This is a genomic window from Micromonospora sp. NPDC049081 (assembly GCF_040648835.1).
Taxonomy (GTDB): domain Bacteria; phylum Actinomycetota; class Actinomycetes; order Mycobacteriales; family Micromonosporaceae; genus Micromonospora; species Micromonospora antibiotica.
The window spans coordinates 296,490-309,480 of sequence record NZ_JBEZEK010000001.1 but is presented as its reverse complement, the minus strand read 5'-3'; the positions used below and the strand labels follow the sequence as shown (position 1 = coordinate 309,480).

Below are 12,991 nucleotides of genomic sequence, written 5' to 3'. Positions count from 1 at the left end.
TCGGGGCCGCCGGCGCGGGTAGCCTGCGAAGGTGAGCACACCATCCGGCGACTACACGGCGACGCTTCCCCGTAAGCGGATGGGCGCGGCAGTTCTGATCACCGACGCTGCCGGGCGGGCGTTGCTGGTCGAGCCCGTCTACAAGGACTACTGGGAGATCGTCGGCGGGTGCGTCGACGCGGACGAGTCTCCTCGGCAGGCGGCGGCCCGTGAGGTGAAGGAGGAACTGGGCAGGGCGGTGGTGCCTGGTCGGCTGCTGGTGACCGACTGGGTGCCCCCTCGGCCGGACCGCACCGAGGGCATGATGTTCGTCTACGACGGCGGCACCCTCGATGAGGTGGGCACGGCCGACATCCTCCTGCCCCCGGACGAGCTGCGCAGTTGGGCCTGGTGCACCGAGGAGCAGATCCGGGAGCGCATGCCGGAGCTGCTGGCACGCCGGGTCGTCGCGGCGCTGCGTGCCAAGGCCGAGGGCACCATGCTCGACCTGGAGAACGGCTTCCGCACGCACTGACCTCCAGCCCCGTCAGTTTCCCGCTGATCCCACCCGCTGTGCCTCGGCGATCGCCGCCTCGGTGGCCTGTCGTGCACCGTTGGTGCGGGCGACGACCTGCATCAGGACCTGCTTGATGCCGTCGAGGGCCTGTAGCAGCGGTCCGGGTTGGCCGCCCTGGAGGATCGTGGTGACGAGCTGCTGTGCCTCCCCGATCTGGGTGATGACGCCGCCCGCCGCGTCGCGGGCGGCGCCGATGGCGCTCTGCACGGGCGTCAGTGCGGCGACCGTCTCCTGCGGGGTGGCCTGTTGGGGTACGGCGGCGGCGGCTTTCGTCGCCTCACCGATCGATCCTCCCAGCCGTCCCAGGGTGCCCTGGACGTCGGTGATCGCGGTGCGTATCCGGGCGACGCCTGCGGCGACGGCGAGGAAGCCGGCGCTCGTGGCACGTAATGCCACCTCCTGCGCCTGCCGGTCGGCAGCGGCCGTCAACCCCTGCGCCCGCTCGACTCCGGCCATCAGGGCGCGGAGCTCACCAGTGATCTTCTCAACCTGTGACACGAAGGCAGCATCCCCAATCGATGACGGCGGACGGGTGCGTTTGACGCTACCGAAGGCCCTGCCAGCTCACCAGAGTCAGCAGCGGTAGCGGTACCGCGTAGGTTTTCGGCTCGGTCTCACCTCCGGTGGCGACCCACCCGGGTCGCCCGGGCTGGATCACGAACCGGTGTCCACGTCGACGTCGCCCCCGAACGACCCGGATCGCGCACGGCACGCACCTCCTGCGCGCCCGGCACCACCGACGGCACCGCCCCGGCAGGGATCACGACGAACTGTGCGTCCCAGCGCATGGTCAGCCGCGCGACAATTGGCCCGGCGATGCGTGCCCGGTGGCAGATGGGCGCACGGCTCATGACGAGTAGTTGGTGACCCGCAGTCCTTTCCCCGGGGTGTTCCCGCCGTCGTTGAGTGAGGCCAGCAGGCGCAGCCCGTCTTCGGCGGGGCTTTCCGGTGGCGCCGACAGGACTATCAGTTCGATGCCCGATTCATCCGGCAGGGCGAAGTTCTCCTGGTGCAGTTCGAGCAGTCCGACCAGCGGATGCCGGTAGGCCTTGCGTCCGTGCGTGCGGGCGCGTACGTCGGCACGGGCCCAGAGACGGCGGAAGCGCTCGCTGCCCATCGACAGTTCGCCGATGAGCGAGGCCAGGCGGGGATCATCGGGGTATCTGCCGGCGGCCAGGCGAAGGTGCCCGACCACGTCGAGGGTGCATTTCTCCCATTCTGCATAGAGGCCACGTTCGGTCTCTTCGAGGAAGATGTGCCGGGCGGTGTTCAGGCCCGTCGTGTTTCGGCCGTAGAGAAGTCCGGCGAGGCGATTGCCGGCGACCACGTCCATCCGGTGGTCCATGATCAGGGCGGGGGCGTCGATGATCAGGTCGAGTACCCGCAGCAGGTCCGCCCGGGGGCGACTGCTGGGTGACCTGGTGCGACGGCGGCGTTGCCGGGCCAGCCGGTGCAGGTGACCGCGTTCGGTCTCGTCGAGTCCGAGGACGCGGGCGAGCGCGTCGAGGACCTGTTCCGAGGGTTGGGTGGCGCGGCCCTGCTCCAGGCGTACGTAGTAGTCGACGCTGACCCCGGACAGATGAGCGACCTCTTCGCGACGCAAACCCTCGACGCGACGCCGGCTGTCGGTCGGGATGCCGGCGACGGACGGGTCGACCCGGGAGCGCCGGATACGCAGGAAGCCCGCGAGATCGTCCATGGCCTCCAGTATCGCTCGGGTGACCCGTGTGCGGGTGGTCCTGCCGGTACCAGGAAGTCCGGTCCGACGGAACTCGGGCCCCTGAACGGGGCGGTCCCGGCCGTCGAGTATCGGTGGCGACCCACGTCGTCGAAGGGATCAGCCATGAAGACGCTCATCGTGTACGCCCATCCGGAGCCGCGTTCGCTGAACGGCTCACTGAAGGAAGTCGCGGTATCCACTCTTGAGGCCGCCGGTCACGAGGTGCGGGTGAGTGACCTGTACGCGATGAACTGGAAGGCCGTCGTGGACGCAGCCGACTTCGGCGGGTACGCCACGAGCCCGCTGCGGGTGGTACCGAGTTCGGGTGGGGCGTACGACGCCGGCGCACTCACCCCCGACGTGACAGCCGAGCAGGAGAAGCTGCTCTGGGCCGACACGGTGATCTTCCAGTTCCCGTTGTGGTGGTACACGATGCCGGCCATCCTCAAGGGCTGGGTGGACCGGGTGTTCTCTTTCCACTTCGCCTACGGCGTGGGCGTGCACGACGAGACCCGCTACGGCGAGCGTTACGGCGAGGGAATCCTGCTCGGGCGGCGGGCGATCCTCTCGGTGACCGTGGGCGGCCCACAGTCGCACTACACCGATCGCGGGATCAACGGCCCCATCGGGGATCTGCTGTTCCCGATCCACCACGGGATCCTCTACTACCCGGGCATGGAGGTGCTACCGCCATTCGTGTTGTATGACGCCGTCAGGATGTCCGACGGAGAATTCGAGGACGTGACGAAAAGGTGGAAGCAACGATTGCTGACGCTGGAGACGACGGCGCCCATCGCGTTCCGGCGGCAGAACTCCGGTGACTACGAGATTCCGTCACTACGATTGAAGGAGGGCCTGGAGGCTCCTGGGCGCGGGGGTTTCAACCTGCATGTGCGAGATTGACGGCGGGCCTGCGCCGGGGTGACCCCGACCGGACGCCGTGCCCTCACCCAGAACGGCACTCTCATCACGTTCGCCTTCCGGCACAACCAGGGCAGCGGCGGCAACGGCACACTCACTGCGCAAGCGAACTGGGTCATCACCTGGGTGTGGTCCAAAGTCACGATCGGAGGCCGGGCGCGGCAGTTTCGTGCCCGGCCTCCGCCCAGCCAATAGGCTGATAATCGTGAGTGATCAGAGCCTGCAGGACACTGGCGTGGTGGAAATTTGGCACCTCGAAGAGGGCTGGGGAACCATCGCCCTCGATCACGCTGAGCTGACCGTCTGGGTGCACTTCAGCCACATCGTTGCAGGTCCCACCGAGTATCGAAGCCTGACTCCGGGTCGGCGAGTGCGATGCCACTACGAAGTCCCAGGCCAGGACGGCTACCCCGCCCGAGCTGTCGAAGTCACCACCCTCTGACCGGGCAGCGGCACCGGAACAACACTGTCGATCGAGGCAGCGGGCGTGTCTGGGAGTGTGTCGACAATTACGCAGTCCCGCCGGCGGACACCGCTGCGGCAGAAGGTGCAGGTACCGGCGGGGCAGGCGCGGTGGCGTACCGGATGCAGCGGTGGACCGGGTGCACGCGGGCGGCGTGACCACACCGGCGCAGCGCGCCGGCAGCCCGTCCGGCGTCGAAGTGGCGGATGGGCAGCGGCAGCGTATGTGCCGGATGTGCGCCGACCAGCGGCACGGCCTGGGCCGGGGCGATATCGGCCAGGGCGACGGCAGGTCACGGTCGGTCCCGAGGGCGCGATGGGCGGCGGTCGCCGCGGACGACATGCCGAACCGGCCGTTGCTGTCGCGCGGCTCAGATCATGCCGCTGCGCAGCGCGTACGCCACCGCGTGGGATCGGCTGCGCAGCCTCAGCCGATGGGTGACGCCGTAGATGACGTTCTTGACGGTCCGCTCGGAGTAGCAGAGCCTGCCGGCGATCTCGCCGGTGTCGAGCCCGTCCGCCATCAGCCGCAGCACGTCGACCTCGCGGGGCGTGAGGCCGGAGGAGCTCAGGCCGTTCGGGGCCAGCACCTCACGCTGGAGTCGCTCGATGTGCTTGAGCAGCTCACCGACCAGGTTCGCCGGCATGACGCCGCCGCCGTTGGCCGCGGTCAGCACACTGGCGGCCAACCGTTCGGCGGTGACCGTCGCCCGCGGCAGGATGGCCACCACCCGGCTCTCCACCGCCATCAGCAGCTCACCCTCGGTGATCGTGCGGAGTACGAGGACCACGGGCAGACCCGCTTGCGCCGCCGAGCGTCGCAGCGTCGCCACCACGTCCACGGTCAGCTGCTCGCAACCGAACACCACCACCTGCGCATCCGCACGATCCTCGACCGGCAACACCTCGATCGCCGGGCAGGATCGCAGGAAGCTGTCGAGACCCGCGTAGCTGAACGGATCTGACGCCTGCAGAACAAGTCGTACCTTCTCCACCGGAACCTCCGCCTCTGATGGCTGCGGCGAAAGTCTGCGCGACGACCCTTCAGAGAATCTCCACGCCACCTTCACGGCTGCTCCCCGGCACGTGAAGGTTCACGGTCGCGGCCCCCAGCGGCTGGTGAGCCGGTCCGCCTCGGGCGGCACCAGCCGGGCCCGGCGCAGCGCCTCGATGTACTTGGGGATCTCCGCGGCGGCCAACTCCAGCCGGCCCGGCGCGAGCTGGTCGGCGAAGATGGCCTCGACGACGTCCAGGGCTAGTTCGTCGGGGATCTCGTCCACCCGCTGGGGCGGCGCGTGTCGCCAGATCCGCAGGATGCGCAGCCGGGCCCGCACGGTGGAGAGCGTGCTTTCCAGCTCGGCTATCGCCTGGTCGGCCCGCGCCGCGTCCAGCACGAACCGCCCCTCGCAGGCCAGGGTGAGCAGAAGCTCACCGGCGAACGAGTTCGCCGGTGGGCGAGGATCGACCGACACCTGTCGAGTCCAGCAGGGCGACGGCCGGGGCGGAAGGCGTCGACCCGGGGTCTGCCCGTACTTCGGGCCGACCTGCCCGGTCTGTCGCCCGTCGGGAACGACTACGCACCCCGGACGAGCCAGACGCCGGCATCGGGTGCGCGCCACTGACGTTGTGCGTCCACCCGGTCTCCCGCCGCTCCAGTGATCTTCCTGAGTGGCAGCACCGGCGGGGATGGTGGACAATCGACCGGTGGGCACGTCGCACGGTCAGACCATCACGCCATCCCGCCGGTAGTGGTGTGCCGGGCAGCGCCGACCACGTCGCGGGCCAGGCACGCGGAGCAGCGAGCTAAGGGCGGCCATGTCAACGCAGCAGGTGGGTGTCGAACTCCGACTGTTGGGTCCGGTGCGAGCCCTGCGGGACGGCACCGAGCTCGTGCTCGGCTCGGCACGCCGCACCGCCGTCCTCTGCGTGCTCGCGCTGCGTGCCGGGGAGGCCGTCTCCCGTGACCAACTGGTCGACGCCGTCTGGGGAGACGATCCGCCGCAGAGCGCCGCCGGCAACATCTACACCTACGTGTCCACGCTGCGTCAGTTGCTGGAACCGGCCCGGGGTCGATGGACGGCGGGACGGCTGCTCAGCTCGGGCGGCGGCAGCTACCAGTTGCACCTCACCCCGACCTCGGTCGACGTCCTCAGGTTCGAGTCGCTGCACGCGCAGGCCCAGCGGCAACGGTCCACCGGCCACACCGACGCCGAACTGAACGCCACGGCGGCGGCCCTGCGCCTGTGGCGTGGCGAGGCGTTCGCCGGGGTGCCCGGGCCGTTCGCCGAGCAACAGCGGTCCCGCCTGACCGCGCTGCGGATCGCCACGGCCGAGCGGTACGCCGAGTTGCTGACCGGGCGCGGACGCCAGCAGGAGGCGGCTCAGGTCCTCCGGGAGCTGATGACGGCCCATCCGCACCGGGAGGAACCCCGTCGCACATTCGTCGTCGCGCCACCGGTGGCGGCCCGGCCCACGGATTCCCGCGTGTCCACCGGCGGTTCGCGGCCGGTCGGATCACCCGTTGCCGCCTGCCCCGTCGAGTTGGCCAGCCGGTCGACGGTCCCCAGCGCAGGCATACCGGCGGCTGCCCCGGCCGAACCGCCCGTCCGCATCGACGCTGCCCCGCTGCTGGGTCGGGACCGGGAACTGCTTCGGCTGCGACGGGCCGTGACCGGGGTCGCCGCCGGGAGAGGCGGCAGCATCCTGCTCGAAGGCCCGGCCGGCATCGGCAAGACGGCGCTGCTCAGGGCCGCGCTGCCCCATGCCCCAGTCGGGTGCCGCCTCGGCTGGGCGGTCGGCGACGAGGCCACCCGGGACGCCCCGTCCGGCACCCTGCGTGACTGCGTCGAGTCCGCACTGACCACCGGGCCGGGCCGGCGCGCGGTGGGAGCGCAGGCCACCGCCTCGGACCCGGGGGGCGAGCCCGGTGCCGACCAGGCCGGCGACCGGCTGCTGGCCGACTGGGGCGACCAGGTCGACGCCACCGACCCGGATCGGACGGACGCCGACGTGGCGACCCGGACGGTGCAGCTGGTCCGTCGCGCCACGACCGAGACGCCGCTGATTCTCGTCGTCGACGATCTGCACTGGGCCGACCCGGCCACGCTGCGGGCCTGGGAAACGCTGGGCGCCCAGGCGCGGGAGCTACCGCTGCTGCTGGTCGCCGCCGTGCGGTCCGGTGCCGAACGGGCGGTCGGGCCGGCCACCGCCGAAACTCTCACGCTCGGTCCGCTGGACTCCCGATCGGCGGGCGCACTGGTCCGGGCGGTCGCGTCGCCACCGCCCGAGCCCGACGACCTGACCCGGATCCTCGACGATGCCGACGGGCACCCGCAATACCTGCGGCAACTCGCGACGGAGGGAATCGACCCGTTCCCGGGGTCCGGCCTGGTCGCGGCGGTCACCGCACATCTCTCCCCGTTCCCCGACGACACCCGCCAGGTGCTGCGGGCGGTCGCGTTTCTCAGCGCGTACGAGGTGCGGGCACCGGGCTCGCAGCCCGCCGGCTGCACGATGGCCGAGGTGGGTGCGGTCACCGGCCACCCGGCCGACGACCTCGCCCGGATGCTGGCCCCGGTGCGGGCCGCAGGGATCCTCGCGCCGGGGGACCGGCTGCGCCTGCGGCACCGGGTCGTGGCCCGCACGCTGTGCGAGAGCACCCCCGCCGCGCTGCGGGTCACCCTCTGCCGCCGGTACGCGCAGCGGCTCGCCGAAGCGGGCACGGCACCCGAGCGGGTGGTCGCCCTGATGCTCGTCGGGAAGGCTCCGGTCGACGAATGCTCCGCCAACTGGTTGGCCGAACATGTCGAACGGGTGGCCGAGGCGGCACCGGGGATCGCCATCGCGGTGCTCGCGCAGGCGCACGCCCAGCACACCCTCGACCCGGCCCGACGCCTCACGCTCACCGCGTGGCTGGCCCGGCTGCTGCTGCGTGCGGATCGCAACGCCGCAGCCGAGGCCGGCTGGGTCGCGGCCCGTACCGCCGACCCGGAACTCGCCGGCGAGATGCGCTGGATCGCCGCGCACAGCCACGAGCGGCGGGGCGACTTCGAGACCGCGGCGCAGATCGCCCATGCGGCGTTGCGGGAACGCCGCATCGGCGGGCACTGGATCGAGCAGCTACGTCTGCTGCTCGGCCGGATCCGGCCGAGCCTGCCGGGCAAACCGACCGAACCGCAGCTGTCCCGGTCCCGGCTCCTCGGCGGCGGAAGGCCCTCCGTCTCGTGACCGGTGGTCCTGTCCGTGGCGCGGACCGTCTCCCGGTTCCCGGGCCGGAGGGTCGATGACGACCACTGCGGAGGACCGGCTGCGGGTCGCCGTGCTCGGACCGGTCCGGGCCTGGCGCGGAGATCGGGAGCTGCCGTTGGGGCCGGCCCGGCAACGGACGGTCTTCGCGCTGCTCGCCGCAGCCGCCGGGCGCGACGTCGGACGCGACGCGCTGATCGCGGGGGTGTGGGGACCAGCGCCGCCACCCACGGCGGTGGGCAGTGTGTACACGTACGTGTCCGGGTTGCGTCGTGTCCTCGGACCCGGGTCGCTGACCTCTGGTCGGCACGGCTACGCCCTGCGCCTGCACCCCGACGACCTGGACAGCGATCGGTTCGACCGGCTCAGCGCCGAGGCGGAGCGGCTGCGTGTGGCCGGCGACGGGACGGCCGCCGTGGCCCGGCTCGACGAGGCGCTACGGCTGTGGCACGGCGAGGCGTACGCGGGACTCACCGGTGCGCGCATCGACGCGGAACGCAGCCGGCTCGCCAGCCGGCGGCTCGGTGCCGCCGAGCAGCGTGCCCGCCTCCTCGTCGAGCTGGGCGACGACGGCGTGCTGGCCGACCTTGCCGGGCTGATCCGCGACCATCCGCTGCACGAACCGCTGCACGAGCTGCTGATGCTGGCCCTGCACCGCAGCGGCCGCAGGGCGGAGGCGCTGCGGGTCTACCGGGCGATCCGGGACGCTCTGCGCGCCGAACTCGGCGTGGAACCGGGCCCCACCCTCGCCCGGCTGCACGAGATCGTCTCCGGTGCCCCGTCCGACGCGCACCGCGATGCGCCGGCACCGGCCCGGACCGGGCCGGTGGTCCGGGCGGACCGGACCGGCCGGCCGGCTCTTGCGGGCCGCGATGCCGAACTGGGCCGGCTGCGGCAACTGGTCGCCGCGGCCGCGGCCGGTCAGGGTGCCGTGGCCTGGGTCGAGGGTGAGGCCGGCATCGGCAAGACGACTCTTCTCCACGCCGCGCTCGACGACGCGGCCGAGCGCGGCTGCCGGGTCGCCTGGGGGACCGCCCAGGAGCCGGACCAGCATGTGCCACTCTCGACGGTGATCCGGGCGTTGGGGCTGACGGCCGACCCCGCCGCAGGTCACGCCCCCGGTGGGCGGGCCGTGTCGGCCGGTGCCGCCACCCCGGCGACGACCGAACGGGTCCTGGCCGAGGTGCGCGCCGCGTGCGCCACCGCCCCCCTGCTGCTGGTCCTGGACGGGCTGCACAGCGTCGATCGATCCGCTGTGGCGTGCTGGGAGCGGCTGGTCGCCGGCACCCGCCGGCTGCCGCTGCTGGTGGTGGCAGCCGCCCGGCTGGAGCCGGGCGATCGGGAGCTGGCCCGGCTCCGCCGCGCCGTCCAGGCGAGACAGGGACACCTGCTCCCGCTGGAGGCCCTGCCGGCGGACGTGATCGAGCAGACGCTGACCGACCTGGTGGGGGTGCCCCCCGGGCCCAACCTGGCCGAGGTGGTCGCCATCTCGGCGGGCAATCCCCGCTACGCCCACGAGCTGACCACGGACCTGCTGCGTAGGGATCTGGTACAGGTGGTCGACGGCAGGGCCGACATCCCCGGCACCACGGCGATCGAAGCCCCCCGCCCGCTGCTCGCGATGATCCGTGCCGCCATGGACGGCCTCACAGCCGGCACCCAGGAGGTGCTCCGGACGGCGGCGCTGCTCGGTGCCCGGTTCTCCGTCGACGACCTCAGCGCGGTGACCGGCCGCTCCGCCGTCGACCTGGTGTCCGGCGTGGAGGAGGCACTCGCCGCGCGGGTCGTCGTGCCCGCCGACGACGACCTGGCCTTCCGCCACCGGTTCCTGCGGCAGGTGTTGTACGAGGGGATCCCCGCCGCGTCCCGGGCGGCTCTGCACCGGCACACCGCCGAGGTGCTGGTGAACGGTGGCAACCCGGTGGTTCGAGTGGCCGGACAACTCGCCGCGGCGGCGCCGATGGTGGACGGCTGGATGGTGTCCTGGCTGATCGACCATCAGGTCCAACTGGCCCGCCGGGCCCGCCCGCTGGCCAGTGAGCTGCTCCGCCGGGTGCTCGGCACCGACGTGCCCGATCCGCGGCAACGCGAGCGCCTGCTGATCGCGCTGGTCCGCATCGAGTTCCGGCAGGAGCGTCCGGCGCTGGACGAGGCGCGGGAGGCGGTCCGGCTCGCCTCGGACCCGGCCGACCGCGCCGAGATGCGCCACCTGCTCGCCACGATGACCCGTCGGGGCGGTGACGTCGCGGCGGCGTTCGGCATCGTCGAGGAGGCGCTCGCCGACCCCGCCGTACCCGCGTTCTGGCACACCCGGCACCGGATCCTGCTGGCCAGCCTGCACCGGGGCCCACTCGACGACCTGGACCGGGTGGACCGGGCGGCGGCGACGCGGCACGCCGCCGCGCTCGCCGCGAACCAGCCCCACGAGGCGGTGTTCGCGCTGCAGACGACCTGGTTGACCAACACGATCCGCCGCGACCACGAGCGGGCGCTGGAGTACGTCGACCGCGCGCTGGACGTCATGCGCGACCATCCGGCCTTCGGCGGCCTGTACCTCGATCTGCTCGACAACCGGACGTTCACGCTCCAGAACCTGGACCGGCTGGAGGACGCCGAGCGTACGCTGCGCGAGGCCGCGCTCTTCGCGCTGCGGCACCGGCTGCCGTCCGGCCTGCACGTCACCGCAGCGGTGCAGCACTACTGGTCGGGCCGCTGGGACGACGTGTTGTCCGTGGTCAGCGCGGTCACCGACGACCCGCCCGGCGCCACCCTGCTGGGCACCCGGGAGCCCGGGGCGGTCGCCGTGCTGCTGCACGGTACGGCGGCGCTGGTCGCCGCGCACCGCGACGACGCCGTGCTGGCCAGCGGGCACCTGGACTCGACCGAGCTGCTGCCGGCCACCGCCGCCGAGCGCGAGAGCGGCGACTTCCTGCTGGTCGCCCGTTCGATGCTCGCCGAGCAGCAGGGCCGCGCCGAGCAGGCGCTGCACCTGCTCGACCCGCTGCTGACGCGGGCGTACGCCCCACTGCTGCTGCGGCACCAGTGGTTGCCCGGCGTCGTCCGGCTCGCGCTGGAGCTGGGTCGGCACGACGTGGCCGAACAGGCGGTTGCCAGCTGCGCCGACGAGGCGGCCAGGGAGGTCCGGCCGGGGCGGGCGCACCGGGCGGCGGCCCGCTGCCGGGCGCTGCTCACCGGCGACCCGGAGCCTGCGCTGGCGGTGGCGGCGCACTACCGGGCGGCCGGCCGGGTGGTGGAGTTGGCCGCCGCCCTGGAGGATGCCGCGGTGCTCCTCGCGGCCGGTCGGCACCCGCACGCGGCGGCGCGGGCCGGCGGCGAGGCGGCGGGTCTGTACGCCGTGCTCGGCGCCCGGTGGGACCTGCGCCGCACCCGTCGCCGGCTGGGCGGGTTCGGGGTGGAACCGGCGGCCGGCCACGAGCCGTCGGGGCGGGGCGCTCAGCGCACCTCGATCTCGTACAGCGAGTAGCCGTAGGGGCCGACGCGCTCGGTGCAGTACACCCGTACGTGGCGACCGACCGCACCGTCGGTGTCGATCTGCGCGATCCCGCCCTTGCCCGACTCGGTGCGGTACACGGTCGTCCACCGCTGGCCGTCCGTGGAGACCTCCACCCGGTAGGCGGTGGCGAAGGCCATCTCCCAGTGCAACACGACCTTGTGGATCTGCCACTGCTTGCCCAGATCCACGGCCAACCACTGGGGATCGCTGAACAGGCTGGCCCACCGGGTCGTGGGGTCGCCGTCCACGGCGTCACCGGCGGGCCACGGATGGCCTTCCACGGTGGAAGCCGTTGCGAACTTGTCCAGGGCCAGGTTACGGCCGGCGTCGTTGACCAAGCCCCGCCCGGTGGGGCTGGGCGTCGGCCGGGAGGGTTTGTCGGCGGTGGTCGGCGGGCTGCTCGGCCGAGCCGAGCGGGGCGCGGCGGAGGGCGAGGGGGTGCGTTCGGGAGCGGATGTCTGGGCGGCGACCATCCTCGTCGGTGGGGGCGCCCCGGCAGCCGAGGAGGTGGGACGTTGCGCCGAGGGCACGTCGTGGGGGATGGCGTTCCACCCGACGGCGATCGCCGCGGCGAGCACCGGCAGCACGGCCAGGGCGACCAGGGCCACCCGCTTGCGGCGGGCCGACCGGACCGGCCGTTCGGCCGGCGTCGCCGGCGGTGGCGTGGGGCTCGGCGTCAGTGTGCCGGGCTGGCTGCCCAGCAGGATCGCGAGCAGCTCCGGGGCGGTCGGCCGGCTGGCTGGGTCCTTCGCCAACGCCGCGCTCACCGCTGGCCTGAGGAACTCCGGCAACCCGTCGAGCTGCGGCGGCTGGGTGAGGATGCGTCCCGCGGTCGCCGACGGCGAGTCACCCTCGAACGGTGTCTTCCCGGTGCCGGCGAAGGCGATCACACAGCCCCAGGCGAACACGTCGGCCGCGGCGGTGACCGGTGTGGTCTTCTCACCGGAGAACCGCTCCGGGGCCATGTAGGCCACCGTGCCGACCATGACGTCGGTTCGGGTGTGCCTGCTGGTCGTCTCGAACGACCGCGCGATACCGAAGTCGATGACCTTGGGGCTGCCCAACGCCAGCAGGACGTTGTCCGGCTTGAGGTCGCGGTGGATGATGCCCGCGCCGTGAATGCCGGTCAGCGCGGTGGCGACCCCCACCGCGAGGGACTGCAGCGCCCCACCGCGCATCGGGCCGCGTTCGGCGATCACCTCGTCCAGGCTGGGGCCGTCGATGTACTCGACGACGAGGTACGGCGGGTCGTGGTCGAGGTCGGCGTGGAAGAACTCGGCGGTACAGAACGACGGTACCTGCCGGGCCCGCTCGACCTCGCCGCGGAAGCGGCTGGCGAACTCGGGATCGGTCGTGAGGTCGGGGTGGATGAGCTTGACCGCCACATAACTGCCGTCGTCACTCTCCGCAAGGTAGACCACTCCCATCCCACCCCGGCCGAGGCGGCCGACGAGCAGGTAGTCACCCAGCCGCTCGGGATCGGTCGCGCGTAGCGGACTCACACGGTAGGCGGTTTCGATCATGTCTCCTTTGAGGATGAGATCGGCGGCTGTGCGCCAGGCGACCTACGCCG

General features: G+C 72.4%; 10 protein-coding genes. 5 read left to right on the top strand and 5 right to left on the bottom strand.

The features are described 5' to 3' along the window. The first annotated feature begins 31 nt into the window (after window positions 1-31). Window positions 32-514, top strand: a complete 483-nt coding sequence (locus AB0B63_RS00965) for an NUDIX hydrolase (protein ID WP_307799280.1) — start codon at window positions 32-34, stop codon at window positions 512-514. 12 nt (window positions 515-526) lie between these two features. Here AB0B63_RS00965 and AB0B63_RS00960 read toward each other — a convergent pair whose 3' ends face one another. Then, window positions 527-1,054 carry a DUF6244 family protein gene (locus AB0B63_RS00960; RefSeq protein ID WP_208567637.1) on the bottom strand — a complete coding sequence of 176 codons (528 nt, stop codon included), beginning with the start codon at window positions 1,052-1,054 and terminating at the stop codon, window positions 527-529. A gap of 349 nt (window positions 1,055-1,403) precedes the next feature. Next, a complete protein-coding gene (locus tag AB0B63_RS00955) occupies window positions 1,404-2,255 on the bottom strand; it encodes a helix-turn-helix transcriptional regulator (protein ID WP_357013485.1) in 852 nt (283 codons plus the stop codon). A gap of 144 nt (window positions 2,256-2,399) precedes the next feature. On the opposite strand from AB0B63_RS00955, the gene AB0B63_RS00950 reads away from it, so the two are divergent. Then, the gene (locus AB0B63_RS00950) at window positions 2,400-3,179 is read left to right on the top strand and encodes an NAD(P)H-dependent oxidoreductase (RefSeq protein WP_357013482.1); all 780 of its coding nucleotides are present in this window, start codon (window positions 2,400-2,402) and stop codon (window positions 3,177-3,179) included. A gap of 223 nt (window positions 3,180-3,402) precedes the next feature. Next, window positions 3,403-3,639, top strand: coding sequence for a cold shock domain-containing protein (locus tag AB0B63_RS00945; protein ID WP_208567634.1), 237 nt, complete (start codon window positions 3,403-3,405; stop codon window positions 3,637-3,639). A 391-nt stretch (window positions 3,640-4,030) separates the two neighbouring features. Here AB0B63_RS00945 and AB0B63_RS00940 read toward each other — a convergent pair whose 3' ends face one another. Together AB0B63_RS00940 and AB0B63_RS00935 are read right to left on the bottom strand one after the other, a co-directional pair. Then, window positions 4,031-4,654 (bottom strand): response regulator transcription factor, encoded by a 624-nt coding sequence (locus AB0B63_RS00940; protein ID WP_208567633.1) that lies wholly within the window; start codon window positions 4,652-4,654, stop codon window positions 4,031-4,033. A 99-nt stretch (window positions 4,655-4,753) separates the two neighbouring features. Next, window positions 4,754-5,131, bottom strand: a complete 378-nt coding sequence (locus AB0B63_RS00935) for a hypothetical protein (protein WP_357013477.1) — start codon at window positions 5,129-5,131, stop codon at window positions 4,754-4,756. A gap of 343 nt (window positions 5,132-5,474) precedes the next feature. Between AB0B63_RS00935 and AB0B63_RS00930 the strand changes: the two genes are divergently transcribed. After that, complete coding sequence (locus AB0B63_RS00930; RefSeq protein WP_357013475.1) at window positions 5,475-7,886, top strand: AAA family ATPase; 2,412 nt, start codon at window positions 5,475-5,477, stop codon at window positions 7,884-7,886. A 55-nt stretch (window positions 7,887-7,941) separates the two neighbouring features. Next, window positions 7,942-11,388 carry a BTAD domain-containing putative transcriptional regulator gene (locus AB0B63_RS00925; protein ID WP_357013472.1) on the top strand — a complete coding sequence of 1,149 codons (3,447 nt, stop codon included), beginning with the start codon at window positions 7,942-7,944 and terminating at the stop codon, window positions 11,386-11,388. On the opposite strand, the gene AB0B63_RS00920 is transcribed toward AB0B63_RS00925, so the two are convergent. Then, window positions 11,358-12,941, bottom strand: coding sequence for a protein kinase (locus AB0B63_RS00920; RefSeq protein WP_357013470.1), 1,584 nt, complete (start codon window positions 12,939-12,941; stop codon window positions 11,358-11,360). The genes AB0B63_RS00925 and AB0B63_RS00920 overlap by 31 nt on opposite strands. Window positions 12,942-12,991: the final 50 nt, after the last annotated feature.